Annotated in this window: 15 protein-coding genes; 3 read left to right on the forward strand and 12 right to left on the reverse strand. The window is 68.2% G+C overall.

From position 1 onward, the window contains the following. Window positions 1-72: 72 nt before the first annotated feature. The 9 genes from nudC to AB0J91_RS19940 all read right to left on the reverse strand — a co-directional run bounded on the left by nudC (window position 73) and on the right by AB0J91_RS19940 (window position 8,395). On the reverse strand, window positions 73-999 hold the full coding sequence (gene nudC / locus AB0J91_RS19900; protein ID WP_363870830.1) for an NAD(+) diphosphatase: 927 nt from the start codon (window positions 997-999) through the stop codon (window positions 73-75). A 25-nt stretch (window positions 1,000-1,024) separates the two neighbouring features. Next, entirely contained in the window at window positions 1,025-2,392 is a 1,368-nt protein-coding gene (locus tag AB0J91_RS19905) for a pitrilysin family protein (protein ID WP_363789569.1), read from the reverse strand. After that, window positions 2,389-3,708: a pitrilysin family protein gene (locus AB0J91_RS19910; protein WP_363789568.1), complete on the reverse strand. Its 1,320-nt coding sequence runs from the start codon at window positions 3,706-3,708 to the stop codon at window positions 2,389-2,391. Before AB0J91_RS19910 ends, AB0J91_RS19905 begins: the two co-directional genes overlap by 4 nt. A 161-nt stretch (window positions 3,709-3,869) precedes the next feature. Then, a complete protein-coding gene (locus AB0J91_RS19915) occupies window positions 3,870-4,694 on the reverse strand; it encodes an ESX secretion-associated protein EspG (protein WP_363870833.1) in 825 nt (274 codons plus the stop codon). Between the two features lie 102 nt (window positions 4,695-4,796). Beyond that, window positions 4,797-6,149, reverse strand: coding sequence for a PPE domain-containing protein (locus AB0J91_RS19920; RefSeq protein ID WP_363870836.1), 1,353 nt, complete (start codon window positions 6,147-6,149; stop codon window positions 4,797-4,799). Between the two features lie 13 nt (window positions 6,150-6,162). Further along, window positions 6,163-6,693 carry a DUF3558 domain-containing protein gene (locus AB0J91_RS19925; protein ID WP_363870839.1) on the reverse strand — a complete coding sequence of 177 codons (531 nt, stop codon included), beginning with the start codon at window positions 6,691-6,693 and terminating at the stop codon, window positions 6,163-6,165. Then, the gene (locus AB0J91_RS19930; RefSeq protein WP_132672933.1) at window positions 6,690-7,100 is read right to left on the reverse strand and encodes a hypothetical protein; all 411 of its coding nucleotides are present in this window, start codon (window positions 7,098-7,100) and stop codon (window positions 6,690-6,692) included. The genes AB0J91_RS19925 and AB0J91_RS19930 overlap by 4 nt, the downstream gene beginning before the upstream one ends. A 140-nt stretch (window positions 7,101-7,240) precedes the next feature. After that, a complete protein-coding gene (locus AB0J91_RS19935) occupies window positions 7,241-7,435 on the reverse strand; it encodes a DUF397 domain-containing protein (protein ID WP_363870842.1) in 195 nt (64 codons plus the stop codon). A 3-nt stretch (window positions 7,436-7,438) separates the two neighbouring features. Then, on the reverse strand, window positions 7,439-8,395 hold the full coding sequence (locus tag AB0J91_RS19940; RefSeq protein ID WP_363870845.1) for a helix-turn-helix transcriptional regulator: 957 nt from the start codon (window positions 8,393-8,395) through the stop codon (window positions 7,439-7,441). Window positions 8,396-8,433: 38 nt separating this feature from the next. On the opposite strand from AB0J91_RS19940, the gene AB0J91_RS19945 reads away from it, so the two are divergent. Then, a complete protein-coding gene (locus AB0J91_RS19945; RefSeq protein WP_363870848.1) occupies window positions 8,434-8,700 on the forward strand; it encodes a hypothetical protein in 267 nt (88 codons plus the stop codon). Between the two features lie 387 nt (window positions 8,701-9,087). After that, window positions 9,088-10,083, forward strand: coding sequence for a neutral zinc metallopeptidase (locus AB0J91_RS19950; RefSeq protein ID WP_363870851.1), 996 nt, complete (start codon window positions 9,088-9,090; stop codon window positions 10,081-10,083). A gap of 56 nt (window positions 10,084-10,139) precedes the next feature. Here the strand turns inward: AB0J91_RS19950 and AB0J91_RS19955 are convergent, their stop codons facing one another. Together AB0J91_RS19955 and AB0J91_RS19960 are read right to left on the reverse strand one after the other, a co-directional pair. Next, window positions 10,140-10,568 carry a hypothetical protein gene (locus AB0J91_RS19955; RefSeq protein WP_363789555.1) on the reverse strand — a complete coding sequence of 143 codons (429 nt, stop codon included), beginning with the start codon at window positions 10,566-10,568 and terminating at the stop codon, window positions 10,140-10,142. 58 nt (window positions 10,569-10,626) lie between these two features. Then, window positions 10,627-11,712, reverse strand: coding sequence for a potassium channel family protein (locus tag AB0J91_RS19960; RefSeq protein ID WP_363789554.1), 1,086 nt, complete (start codon window positions 11,710-11,712; stop codon window positions 10,627-10,629). A gap of 144 nt (window positions 11,713-11,856) precedes the next feature. On the opposite strand from AB0J91_RS19960, the gene AB0J91_RS19965 reads away from it, so the two are divergent. Beyond that, window positions 11,857-12,384, forward strand: coding sequence for a hypothetical protein (locus tag AB0J91_RS19965; protein WP_363789553.1), 528 nt, complete (start codon window positions 11,857-11,859; stop codon window positions 12,382-12,384). A 210-nt stretch (window positions 12,385-12,594) separates the two neighbouring features. Here the strand turns inward: AB0J91_RS19965 and AB0J91_RS19970 are convergent, their stop codons facing one another. Further along, entirely contained in the window at window positions 12,595-13,203 is a 609-nt protein-coding gene (locus tag AB0J91_RS19970) for a hypothetical protein (protein WP_363870854.1), read from the reverse strand. Window positions 13,204-13,219 lie beyond the last annotated feature (16 nt).

Here is a 13,219-nt window from a genome sequence, read left to right on the forward strand (position 1 = left end):
CGCGAAATTCGAGCCGGAAAGTTCGGGCTCAAATTTCGCGCGAAATTCGAATCCCCCTGGGTGGGGCGGGTGTCAGGGCTTGGAGGTGGCCCAGCCCTTGATCATTCGGTAGGCGATGGAGACGCCCGGTGGGAGGCGGAGGCCGTCCACCGGTTCGCCCGCGGCGTCGAGGGCCGCGAGGATCGTGTCCCGGTGGACCCAGCGCGCTTCCTCGATCTCGCCGTCGGCGGGCACCAGCGGCGCGTCGCGATCGGCGACGGCGGCGAAGCCGAGCATCAGCGAACGCGGGAACGGCCACGGCTGGCTGCCGAGGTACCGGATGCCGGAGACCTCGACGCCGACCTCTTCCTGGATCTCGCGCGCGACGCAGGCTTCCAGGGACTCGCCGACCTCGACGAACCCGGCGAGCACCGAGAAGCGGTACTGCGGCCAGATCGGCTGGCGGGCCAGCAGGACGTGGTCCTCGCCGTCGCTGACCAGGCAGATCACCGCCGGATCGGTGCGCGGGTACTCCTCGCGGTCGCAGCCGGAGCAGCGCCGCGCCCAGCCGACGCGGACGCGGGTGGTCGCCGCGCCGCAGACCGCGCAGTAGCGGGCGCTGTCGTGCCAGCCGAGCAGGCCGACTGCCGTGGTGAGCAGTCCGGCGTCGGTGTCGTTGAGCAGCGCGCCGCCGGAACGCAGGTCCCGCCAGCCCTCCTGCGCACCGTCGTGGTCGGTGCGCAGCGCCCAGTAGCTGACGTCGTCCTCGACGCCGAGCAGCACCGCGTTCGGCGACGGGCGGTCACCGAAGTCGACGGCGGGTTGCACGATCAGCCGGGAGTCCTCGCCGATCTGCGTGCGTCCCTTGGCGTCGACGAGCACGACCTTGCCGGTGTGCCACAGCTTCGCGCCGCCGTCCAGGGATTCCCGCAGCTCCTCCCGCCGGTCCACAGTGGACCGCGAGAGGAGCGGCGGGGAGTCGAGCTGAAAGCCCGCACCGGCGAACACTTCGCAGGTCATTCTTGCGCTCCATCCGGTAACCGGGTCATGGCAGCTCCACGCCGCCCAGCAGCCGCAGCTCGTCCGCCAGCTTGTCGGCGTCACCGACGACGACGCCGGTGAACTCCGACGGCGCGAACAGCTTGGCGGCCTCGGCGACCTGCTCGACGGTGACGTCGCGCAGCCGCTCAGCGTGCGCGGTCAGCCAGTTCTGGTCCAGTCCCGCCGCCGCCAGCGCGGACAGCGTCGAGGCCAGGCCGGACTGCGAGGCGGTCGAGGTCAGCAGCCCGCCGATCGCGTACTGCCGCGCGGACTCGACCTCGGACTCCGACGGCGGCACCAGCGCCATCCGGGCCAGCTCGTAGCGGGTCTCCAGCAGGGCGGCCGCGGTGACCTCGCTGGCCGTGTCGGCGTCGACGAGCAGCGTGCCGTTGCCCTTGGTGAACTCGAAGGACGAGTGCGCGCCGTAGGTGTAGCCCTTGTCCTCGCGGATGTTCTCCACCAGTCGCGAGGAGAAGTAGCCGCCGAAGACCAGGTTCGCGATCTGCAGCGCCGGGTAGCGCTCGTCGGTGCGGGCCAGCGCCTGCGCGGAGAACCGCAGCTGCGACTGGACGGCACCGGGACGGTGCACCAGCCGCACGTCGCCGCCGGTGACCAGCGGCAGGGCGGGCATCTCGCGGGCCGAGTCCTCGGACTTCCAGCCGGCCAGGGCCCGCTCGACCTCGCCGATCACGGCGTCGGGGTCGATGTCGCCGACCAGGACCAGCACCGAGCCGCGCGGCAGCACGGCGGCGCTGTGCAGCGCGCGGACCTGCTCGGGTGTCACCTCGGCGACGTCCTCGGCCTTCGGGACCTCGCGGACGTAGGGGTGGTCGCCGTAGCGGTGGCGCTGGAGCTCTTCGCGGGCGATCACCCGGGGCTGCGAGCGTGCCACGCCGATCCTCTCGACCAGCCGCGCGCGCTCGGCGTTGACCTCGTCGTCGGCGTAGGTCGCGCCGGTCAGCGCGTCGGCGAGCACGTCGAGCAGCGTGTCCAGGCCGCTGGCCAGCGCGTCTCCGGCGATGCTCAGCCGCTCGGGGTCGACCACCGCGTGCAGGTCGCCGCCGACGGCCGCCAGGTCGGTGTCCATCTTGACGCGGTCGCGGCGCGCGGTGCCGGTCAGCAGGGTTTCGGCCAGCACCTCGGCCTGCGCCGGGTGCTCCTCCGCCTCGCCGGCGAACGGGATGCGCAGGCGCATCTCCACCATCGGCACCTGGCCGTGGCGGACGGCGATGACGCGCAGCCCGTTGGGCAGCACGGTGTCGACACCTGCCGGCGGGACTCCGACGCGGGGCTCACCCAGCGGCGGCAGCGGGCGCGGGCCCGTCTCGGTGCGGCCGATCTCCTCGGCGCTGCGGTGCGTTGCGCGGGTCATGCCGCACCTCCGTTCTCGTCACCAGCGGGTTCGATCTCCAGCACGGCTCGGGCGTCGGAGCGCAGCGCCTTGGCGGCCGCGGCGACGTCCTGGGCGCGAACCTCGCCGATCTTGTCGGGCAGTTCCGAGATCAGTTCGGCGCGGCCGTGCAGCAGCTCGGTGCTGCCGAGGTCGAGCGTCCGCGAGATGACCCGGTCCTGCTCCCGGTGGAGGCTGGCCGCCCACCGGGCCGTGACGCGGTGCAGTTCCTCTTCGCTGGGACCGTCGGAGGCGATCTTGTCGAGCTCTTCGTCGATCGCCCCGATCACGCGCTCCACCCCGACGTCGGGGGTGTGGATGGCGGTGAAGGTGAAGGTGTCCGGATCGCGCGCGTCGAGCGGAGCGCCCATCAGGCCGGTGCCCGCGCTGACGTCGACGACCAGCGCTTCGGAGTGCACCAGGCGCTGCTGGAGCCGCGAGGCGTCACCGTCGGACAGGATCGCCGAGAGCACGACGTTGGCCAGGTAGGCGTCGAGTTCACCGACCGGGTCGGGCAGCCGGTAGCCGAGGGCGACGGCGGGCAGCGGCGCGTGCGGGTCGGTGTGCTTGCCGCGCACCTCGCTGGTCGGGAACGGCTCGCCGAAGGAGGGCCGCTGCGGGACCGGCCGGGCGGGAACGTCGCCGAAGTGCTTCTCGATCAGCTTGATCGTCCGGTCGACGTCGAGGTCACCGGCGACGGTGAGCACGGCGTTGCCGGGCGAGTAGAAGGTGTCGAAGAAGGCCGCGCAGTCGTCGACGGTGGCCCGTTCGAGATCGGTGAAGTCGCCGTAGCCGTTGTGCGCGTTGGCGAAGGTCGAGTAGAGCACCGGCGGCAGCAGGATCCAGGGGAAACCGCCGTAGGGGCGGTTGAGGACGTTGAGCCGGATCTCCTCCTTGACCACGTCCACCTGGTTGGCCAGGTTCTCCTCGGTGATCTTCGGGGCGCGCATCCGGTCGGCTTCCAGGAACAGCGCGCGCTCCAGGGCCGCCGAGGGCAGCACCTGGTAGTAGTCGGTGTAGTCCTGGTGCGTCGAACCGTTGAACGTGCCGCCGGAGCCCTGCACGTGGCGGAAGTGGGCGAGTTTCTCGAGGCTCTCGCTGCCCTGGAACATCAAGTGCTCGAACAGGTGCGCGAAGCCGGTGCGCCCTTCCGGTTCGGAGCGGAAGCCCACGTCGTAGTGCACGCTGACACCGACCACAGGGGCCTGACCTGATGCTTGGCCCGCCGCCGAGTCCGGTGCCAACACCACGCGCAGCCCGTTGGGCAAGGTGACGCGATGCAGCTGGGGTTCGACCATGTCATGCAGCCTACGTGCGGGCTGTCAACCTGTGTGTGCCCCCTTCGACAACTTTCGGCGTGTCGCAACACTCCGGCCACCGCGCGAGACGGCAACCGGAGCAACCCTCAGTAGTCCGTTGACCTGCTTCAATGCGACATACCGACCAGCCGGAACGGGGCTCAGCCCTGGCGGACCTGGTTGATCAACGAGTTGATCTCGTTCCCGATCAGACCGGCGTCCGCGGGCAGCAGCGCGTAGAGCGGTTCACCGGTGCTCGCGCGTTCCACCCGGTTGAGGTAACGGCCGTCGGGTTCGGCGTTGTCGAACCACGACACCACCGGGGTCCGGCGCCGCCGACCGTGCTGGTCGCGCATGTTGGCGGCGATCTGGCCGATGCGCACGTGCTGCGCCTTGCCGATCTTCTCGTAGAGCTCGACCTGCTGGTCACCGCTGCTGCCGCGCCTGCGCGTGGCGGTCTCCATCATGGTCGACGGGTCGTAGTCCTCGACCTGATCGCCCTGCATCGAGCTGTGCGGGACGCGGATCGGGCCGTAGCTGCCGGGTTTGGCGGGCGGCAGGGTGCCGAGCACGACTCCGGGCAGCGGCGCGTTCTGGTGCACCTCGACGGTCAGCAGGCCGCCGCGCTGGGGATCTTCGCTGGGTGCCTGCACGCCGAGCACGATCCTGTTGCCCTCGGTGAACACCGCGACCGCGCGCCAGCAGTGGTCGCTCCCCGGCTCGGGGAACCACATCGAATCGACCCAGAGGTAGGGCGTGGCGAGGGTTTTCAGCGCGTCGACCAGCGGCGCCACGACTTCGTCGTCGGCGACGACGCCGTTCGCCTCCATGATCGGCAGTTCCGCTTTTCCGATGGCTGAGAACTGTTCGGCTGTGTGACCGAAGGACCGGGTGCTGATCGGCAGCGTGAGACCGTCGATCCGCAGGTGTTTGAGCACGATGTCCAGGTGCACCGGCGGCAACTGCCACCGACCCAACACACTCACTTGAGCTTTCTCCCACTCGTGGAAGCAAAAAAGGAAGGCTTGAAGTGGTGACGCGATTTCGACGGAAATCGCGTCACCACTTCAATCAGTTGAAAAGCCCGCTCACTCGCCGAGAACCGGCGGTGCCGTCTTGGGCATGTCGTTCATCCACACGTCGTCCTGCTCTTCGAGCCAGGAAGGACGCTCGTGCTCGTCTTCCTCGGAACCCTCACCGCGTCGGCCGGCTCCGGCCCCCATGCCGCCCATGCCACCGCGACCAGCGGCACCACGACCACCGGCACCCGCACCGGCCGCACCGGCCCCGGCACCTGCGCCGAGACCACCGGCCCCGGCCCGGCCACCTGCGCCCATGCCCGCTCCGGCACCACGAGCTCCGGCACCCGCACCACCGACGCCACCACCCGCACCGGCTCCGGCACCGAGACCTGCGGCGAGACCGAGGCCGCCACCGGGCCCAGAACCGCCACCCGGGCCGCCCCCGGGCAGACCGCTGGGAACGTTCGCGCCACCCGGCGGATTCGCCCAGGCAGCACCGGTTCCGGCAGGACTGGTCCCGCCCGGGTGAGCACCGCCGGAGTAGCCGCCACCGGGGAGTCCGCTGCCGGAACCACCGGGCAGACCGCTACCGGAGTAGCCACCACCCGAGCCGGAACCAGCGCCCGAGCCACCGGGAACGTTGCTCCCGTTGCCCATGCCGTTGCCCCAGTCGGTGCCACCACCGGGCGGAACCGGCGGAGGATTGGTGGTCGAACCGTCGGGCGCGGTGTACTGCGGCATCTTCGCGTCGACCTGGGTCAACGTCGGGCTGTACACCCGGCCCATCGTCTCCTGAGCAGCCTTCTCAGCCTGCTCCTGCTCCTCCATCTGGGAGAGCGCGTTGACACCGCCACCGCCGAGACCGAAGGGGATCGCGCTGGCAGCGGCCTCGCCCCAGCTGAACCCCTCGGGCTGGGGGACGAGCTTCTTCGACTGACCAGCGGCGTCCCCCGCGGTGCTGAGATTGTTGCCAGTCATCTCGACAGCATCAGCACTGGCCTTCATCCAGTCGGAGGCAGGCTTTCCAACCTCGGCAGCAGCGTCAGCGGCTTCGCCCTGCCACCCATCCCGAACGATGTTGGAGAGCTCCGGAGCGAACCTCTCACCGCGCTCGCGGAGACCTTCAGCGAGCTTGGTCCACGCCCGCGCGACCTCAGCGACGCTGGCCTCGTCAATCGACTCCTGGTTCGTCTTGTAAATGTCCGCATGGCTGCGGCCACCCCAGTTGATGCACTGGCTGATGCCAGGCGAGTCGTAGGCTCCGACGTTCAAGCCCGAATTCTGCTGAGCAAGCTGCGCCTGTTGCTGTTGAGCAATCTTCGCCGCTTCGGCGGAGTGTTCCTTGCGGTTTTCCTCCGCTTCGGTCTCCCAACCGAAAACACGACCGCCAGCATTGTCCAGCGTGCTGAAAAGCCCCATCACTCCCCCTGCGTCACTGAGGCAATCTCGAAGCAGTCTGGTTAACGACCTTCTCAAGCTCGCCGCACGGATCCGGAACGGAATCACGCATGAATCCGGAAAGCTGGTACATCACGAAACCGCCGCCAGCGGACACCGCGTAGTTGCATACGCCCTGGTCAGTCCCTCCACCAACGATGATCTCCGCGGCTTCACGACCTGCGATGTTCGTCGGCTCGAACTTGTCGAAGCCACCGCCCTGCCCAAGGCTTTGCACGGTGTCCTTGGCGTTCTTCTGCAGTCCGATCGACAGCTTCTCACCTTCCCATTCGCAACCCGGTTGGAAGCTGACCTGAGTAAAGTCTTGCGAGGTGGTCCCCACGCCGAACGAAGTCAGCTCCTCAGGCGTGAAGAACGTGCACGGATCGAAGCTCTGAAGAGCCGCGCCCGGAGCGGGTGGCTGCACCGAGGGGCCACCACCAGTGCTTGTTCCGCCGCAAGCGCTCAGGCCGAAAAGCGCCAAGCCGGCTGCGGTCGCGAACAAGGACCTGGAAAACGTGCTCACTTCATCCCTCGCCTAAGGTCGTCAGCGTTCTGTTCGTCGACGGCACGGTAGTCCTTGGCAGCAGCGCGAAATGCTTCCGCCTGCTTCGTCAACTCGTCCTGCATGTCACGGATCAACTTGAGAATGCCCGAGTCGGGGTCAGTTGCCTTGTCCTGAAAGCGCTTGGCGAGCTGCTGACCATCCTCGTAGTCACCCAGACCCTTGACGGTCCTCAACGCCGCCGCGTTCCTCAGGAGCTTGGCGAGCTCGCGAACTTCTTCTTCGCAGTGCTTAGCGGCCTTCTCTGCCGCTTCAGGGTTCAGAGCGAGCTTGCCCGCACCGACCTGCGAGTTGATCCACTGCGTCTGGCCGCTGACGGCCTTCAGACCCTCTTTGGCGGCGGCGAACCCACCCTCTGCGCTAGTCATCCCAGATCCTCCGGACCCTGTGATCCCCCATGAACCGTAGTTACTTTAGCTTGACGCGCCCGCGCGCGTAACGGTTCCGAGGAATCTGGACAAACTTGACCGGAGGAACGCTTCGACCCAGGTCACAGCGCCAAGATCATCTACTGGGCGGGGCGGAAACGGCCGTCTTTCAGGCTTTTCAGGAAGGCTCCCCACTGGTGCGCACCCACCCGAAGATGACCACCCTCCGGATCCTTGGAGTCACGGAGCGCGATCATGTCGGTGGCTTGCGCGACCTCGACGCAGTTCGTCGAGGATCCGCTCCGGCTGCTCTTCCGCCAGGCCAGCTCAGACATCGTTCAGCCCCTCTGCAGCGCGTCGATCAGCTCGATCGACTCTTCCTCCCCGAGCGCCGTGTCCCACAGCGCGTCGCGGGACTCAACATACTGCTGCGTGATGTTGCCGTCAGTAACGAAGATCCCGCCTTTCCTGTTCTCCAGGTAGACGTAGGTCTCCAGCGCCGCGAACTCGTAGATGGCGAATGTTCCATCCAATCCCGGATGAGCACCCATCGAGGCCGGCAGCACGCGCACACGAACGTTCGGCCATTCGGACTCCGCCACGATCTTCCGAAGCTGGGCGCGCATCACCTTCGGTCCACCGATCAGACGCCGAAGCACGAACTCGTCGATCAAGAATCGCAGTTCGGGACCGTTCGGCCGAGACAGCACTGCCTGTCGCCCGATTCTGGTGGCCACCCGGCGTTCGATCTCGCTCTGCGGGCGATCGATGGTCGAAATCATCTGGCGCGCATATTCGGCCGTCTGCAACAGGCCTGGCACCAGCGCGATTTCGCAGGCCGTCACCCGCCGCGCCTCGGTCTCCAGCAGCATGATGTTCGCGAGCTGGTCGGTGTACCTGTCGCCTGACGGCAGGTTGATCGTCGTGCCGTCGTTGGACTCGGCCTTGGCGACCAGCAGGTCGCGCATCTCCCCCTTCGCTCCGTAGAGCTCGCACAGCGCGCCGACCTCGTCCGGTGTCGGGAAGCGGGCGCCGGTTTCGGTTCTGCTCACCCATGCCGGGCTGGTGCCCAATCGCGCGGCCACCGTTCGGGTGGACATCTTCGTGCGCTCGCGAAGGGTTCGAAGCTCCGCGCCCAGGTTGACGCGAAACAGGCGGGACCTCGCCGACACCCTGACCTCCGGGTACTTCGTGACCGGCTCCCCTGTTTCGAATTCCGTTTCACTGCTTCGGTTCCCGGGGAAACGTTTCACGGGTGGATGAACTGCCGAAACGAACTTAACTTCCCATCCCATTCCGGTTCCACGGCTTTGGAAGCAAAGGACTCAAAGGGATGGTTTTCGACGTGTTCCGTCGCGAGCGCGCAGATGTGTTCTGGATCGTCGGCTCAGGTTTCAAGATTCGTCATGCGATGACGACACTCCCCGGTTCGGTATATACCGGCGCTTGGGTTCCCGCTCTGTGCGAAACGTGGATTCTCATTCCCACGTCCACCCCGTGGCCCCGAGAACCCCTGAGCAAGACCATCACCGAACGCTGCTCCGAATGCACAGCCATCGCAAACCGCCAAGACCACCACGAACACACGTGGGACTACTGAGTCCGCCGAACCCGCAGCAGCCCTGGCAGCGGGCGGTTCTGGTCTGAATTGTCCGGGCATAGCGGACTTTGATCGTGGTCGGTTCGGGCCAGAACTGCCGGTCGTCGCCTCGGGCTGGTGGGGGTGCGGGTTCGGGTGTTCCTGGTCTGGTGGGTCGTTCGTGGGGTTAGGGTTTGGGGCCGTTGTGGATCTGGTGGAAGTCGGTGGGATGAAGGCTTGGCGGTTGGGCGGGGTGGCTGAGGACTCACGGCGGTGGCCCACGGGGTTCCGGGCATGACACCTCCCGTGCCTCCGCAGTGGCAGCCCCCTCACTGGCAGCAGCCTTCCCCACCTGGGCGAACACCCCGGCCTGGGCAAGGGCCGGTCGGCCACGGGCACGCGTCGTGGGTGCCCTTCGAGGAGCAGCCGACCGGACCCATTCCTCGGGTTCCACAGTTCGCGCAGCAGCCGCCGCAGCGGAACAACACCGGGCTCGTCGTCGGGCTCGTGCTGGCGGCCGTGGCGTTGTTCGGTATCGGGACCGTGGGGGTCGTGGCCGCTTCCGTGTCCGCCGACAAGGCCGAGGAACCGGTGGAGGCGCCCATCGCGGCGGCCACGACCACCGCCACGAGCGAAACCACCACGGCGACGAGCACTTCCGAGGAGACCTCCACCTCCGAGGAATCCGGGACCGAGCAGCCCGTGCCGAAGCTCGGGGACAACCCGATCAACATCGACGGGAACGGTGCCGTCACCACGCCGTGCTCGCTCCCGGAGTTCTCCACCGACGTGGCCTCGCAGGACGCCTTCTACCAGGCCGCGCTGCCCTGCCTGATGCAGGCGTGGGAACCGGCGCTGGAAGAGGCCGACCTGCCCACCGACGCACCGAGGGTCGTCACCACCGGAGACGACGTCGACACGCCCTGCGGGTTGCGGACCTGGGACCAGACGGCGCTGTACTGCCCGCAGGACAACACCATCTACATGACCGCGCGCTACTACTCCGAGATCGAGGGCAGGAGCGAGGCAGGCGTGTTCCTCGGGCAGTTCGCGCACGAGTTCGGCCATGCGCTGCAACGGCTTTCCGGCATCAACGCGGCCTACGGCAGCGCGTCGGCCACCGCCGGAGCCGAAACCGAGGCCGGTCTCGAACTCACCCGGCGCTCCGAGCTGCAAGCCACCTGCTTCGAGGGGATGAGCCTCGCCGCGCTGCAGAACGGCGGCGTGAGCAACGACCTGATCTTCCCAGCGCTGCGCGACTCCGCCGCGCGCGGCGACGAGAACAGCGACGTCGACGACCACGGCAGCATCCAGACCAACTCGACCTGGGTCGATCAGGGATTCAGCAAGAACGAGATCACCCAGTGCAACACGTGGCTCTCACCGCCGAGCGACGTGGATTAGCGGTTGAGGAATGCGGCGGCAGCGGCCGTTTCAGGTGTGCGCTCGCACCGCCGAGCTCAGCGGCGGCCCAGGAGGACTCCGTAGCCTCCGCCTGCGACCGCGGCCAAGGTGATCAGCACGATGTTGGTGCGCCACGCGAGCGCTTCCAGTTCGGACTGCTGGGTCTTCACGGGCGTGACCCGCAGATCACCCGATGCGCGGGCCGGGACCATCACCTCCAGGCGCTGGCCTCGGGTGTGGCCGCAACCGTCGAAGGTGGCGCGGCGGGTCTCGCCGTCGATCTGCACCTCGACCACGTCGCCGGCCGCGCGCGGCCCGCACGGGCGCGGCTCGACGACGACCGCCTCCGCTCGGCGCTCGGCGACCTGCGGCTGCCCGGATGCCGCGACCAGCGGCCCGACCGTCACGCCGGCCACCACAACGCCGAGAACGCCCAGGACGAGCAGGATCGACGCCACCGAGGCCGAACCTCGCGTGCTTCCCACGACACCGATAGTCCCAGAAACCTCGAAGCGGAAGTGCCCGAGACCCGTTGTGAGAAGGTCACGTTTGCGGCGGCGTCACTTTCCGCACGTAGAGCAGCCGGTCGCCGGCCTCGATCGCGTCCGCTTCCGGAGCGTCCACCCGGTAGAGCTCTCCGTCGCGGACCACGCCCAGCACGATGTCGGTCAGGTGCCGCGGTGAACCGCCGACCTCCTGGCGCTCCACCTCGCGCTCGGCGATCGCCAGACCCACCTCGGGGCTGAGCAGGTCCTCGAACATCTCCACCACCGACGGCGTCGACGTCGCCATGCCCAGCAGGCGGCCCGCCGTCTCGCTGGAGACCACCACCGAATCCGCGCCCGACTGGCGCAGCAGGTGCACGTTCTCCGCCTCCCGGACCGCCGCGACGATCTGCGCCTTCGGGGCCAGCTCGCGCGCGGTCAGGGTCACCAGGACCGCCGTGTCGTCGCGGGCGGGGGCGATCACGATCGCGCGGGCGCGCGGCAGGCCCGCCACGCGCAGCACGTCCGAGCGGGTACCGGAACCGTTGACCGTCACCAGGCCCTGCGCGGACGCCGACTCCAGCGACGCGCGGTCGGTGTCGACCACCACGATGCGGCCCGGGTCGGCACCCTCGCCGAGCAGTGCGGTGACCGCGGAACGGCCCTTGGTTCCGTATCCGATGACGACCACGTGGTCGCGCACCTTGGACCTCCAGCGTTGGATCTTGAAAGCTTGCCGCGAGCGCTCGGTGAGCACTTCCAGTGTCGTACCGACCAGGACGATCAGGAACAGCACGCGAAGCGGAGTGATGACGAGCACGTTCACCAGCCGCGCCCGGTCGCTGACCGGGGTGATGTCGCCGTAACCGGTCGTCGACAGCGACACCGTGGCGTAGTAGATGACGTCGAGCACGCTGAGCTCGCCGCCCGCCGAATCCCGGTACCCGTCCCGGCCGATGTAGACGATGGCGACCGTGGCGGCCAGCGCCACCAAGGCGCCGAGGATGCGGCGGATGATGGAGCGCACAGGGCTCGTCACGGTGCCCGGCATCCGGATGACACCGACGAGTGCGTGATCGGGCCTGGTGCTCAGCTCTTCCTCGGCGTTGTGCCTGCCGAACAGCTGGCTGGGACCTCGATTCATGAGTCGTGCTCCCCGACGTTGTGACCACTCACGGCGTTGAACAGTAACCGCTCCGCGCACGCGGAAGATGGCCGCCCGGAATTGTGGCGAATCATTGGGGAAACACCTTCCCGAAATCGGGGTCCGGGCGTTTACGATGCGACGGTGCAGCAGCTTCAGCACGCGGCCCGCGCTCTCGGTTGGGACGGGAGATTAGTACCGGATGTGGATGTTCTCGGCACCCGGTTCACCGCGGTCGCCCGCATCCGGCCGGACGTCCACGAATGGCGCCTGCACCACGGCTGGGAGCCCGAGCTCAACCCGGCGTGGTTCAAGGCGTGGTCGGAACCCGAGCACCACGACCAGCTGCCGGTGGCCGCGGTCGACCTGATCGGAATTCTCGTTCCGGTCTCCAAGCCGTCCCGCGCGCTGCGCGCCTGCGGGATGCTGCTGTCCCTCGCTCCGTGCGCGGTGGTCCTGCCCGGTCAGCAGCGGTATGACGCGCTGTCCATGCTGGAGCTGGACTACTACGGCGCCGGTGTCGTCATGACCGGTCCCGACGATTCCGGCGAGCTCGTCATCCCGCCGGAGAACCGCGCCGCGGAATTCGGCTCATCGATGTTCGGGCGTTGGCTGCTGGAAGTCCTCTACTCGCGACTCCTGGACCACCCGCAGCTCACCGAGAACGCCTGAAAACGAGTTAACGTTTTACCCGGCTTGCTTGGCGGTGCGAGTGGCGGAACCTCAGCGGTCCCCTGGGGCCGGGCGCCACTCCTGATGTCTTCCGCTTACCCCAGGGGTAGGCATCGGCGTCGCGGCGTCCTCCCCAGAGAACCGCTGAGAACCCGCGGCGGTGCGGGCTGAGTCCCAGACCTGAAACGGCGCGGTCGCGACCTGAAAAAGTCAGGCGATGGCGTATTCGTGCCAGTTGAGGCCGTCGGGGTTCCAGCGCATTCCGCGGCCCTCTTGGAGGACTCGCATGGCCTGGACCGTGTGCGGCCAGCGGCGGATGACGTTGGCCAGCGCCACCGGGGTCATCAGGTCGACCGTGCGGCGGTGATCGCCGGGGCCGAGCATCGCGATGCCGCCCGGGGTGCTGATGATGTCGGTGAGCGGACGCTGCCCGGACAGCGCGACCTGCTCGACGCTGATGATCGTGTGCGGCTGGAGTTCCGAGGGCCAGCTCTGGCGATCGATGTCGCCGGCAACCGGTTCCTCGCAGCTGCCGCATTCGCACACGAACTCAGCGGCCCAGCCGTGCTGCCGCCAGGACCAGATGACGGCGGTCCCGGCGTCGAGCTCGGACAGCGCCGCCACGTGCGGCCAGGCGCCGACGACGGCCTGCAGCTTGGTCTGCTTGGACTCCCGACCCGTGGCGCTCGGGCCCTCGAAGGACCAGGTGCCCTCATCGTCGCGGTGGACCCGCACCAGAGGGGCGCGCATGGCGAGAACTTCGGTGTCCACGCGCACTGCGGATTCAGGCGGAGTGGTGAGCTTCCAGTCGGTGTTCATCGCGGGCATAGTCGAC

It is taken from the genome of Saccharopolyspora sp. NPDC049357, from assembly GCF_040677225.1.
Classification (GTDB): domain Bacteria; phylum Actinomycetota; class Actinomycetes; order Mycobacteriales; family Pseudonocardiaceae; genus Saccharopolyspora.

Excerpts from the sequence above, each read along its gene's own strand:
- AB0J91_RS19930 (WP_132672933.1), bottom strand. The coding sequence starts at position 7,100 with ATGACTAGCGCAGAGGGTGGGTTCGCCGCCGCCAAAGAGGGTCTGAAG.
- AB0J91_RS19920 (WP_363870836.1), bottom strand. The coding sequence starts at position 6,149 with ATGGGGCTTTTCAGCACGCTGGACAATGCTGGCGGTCGTGTTTTCGGT.
- nudC (WP_363870830.1), bottom strand. The coding sequence starts at position 999 with ATGACCTGCGAAGTGTTCGCCGGTGCGGGCTTTCAGCTCGACTCCCCG.
- AB0J91_RS19960 (WP_363789554.1), bottom strand. The coding sequence starts at position 11,712 with ATGAATCGAGGTCCCAGCCAGCTGTTCGGCAGGCACAACGCCGAGGAA.
- AB0J91_RS19970 (WP_363870854.1), bottom strand. The coding sequence starts at position 13,203 with ATGAACACCGACTGGAAGCTCACCACTCCGCCTGAATCCGCAGTGCGC.
- AB0J91_RS19905 (WP_363789569.1), bottom strand. The coding sequence starts at position 2,392 with ATGACCCGCGCAACGCACCGCAGCGCCGAGGAGATCGGCCGCACCGAG.
- AB0J91_RS19910 (WP_363789568.1), bottom strand. The coding sequence starts at position 3,708 with ATGGTCGAACCCCAGCTGCATCGCGTCACCTTGCCCAACGGGCTGCGC.
- AB0J91_RS19940 (WP_363870845.1), bottom strand. The coding sequence starts at position 8,395 with ATGGGATGGGAAGTTAAGTTCGTTTCGGCAGTTCATCCACCCGTGAAA.
- AB0J91_RS19945 (WP_363870848.1), top strand. The coding sequence starts at position 8,434 with ATGGTTTTCGACGTGTTCCGTCGCGAGCGCGCAGATGTGTTCTGGATC.
- AB0J91_RS19935 (WP_363870842.1), bottom strand. The coding sequence starts at position 7,435 with ATGTCTGAGCTGGCCTGGCGGAAGAGCAGCCGGAGCGGATCCTCGACG.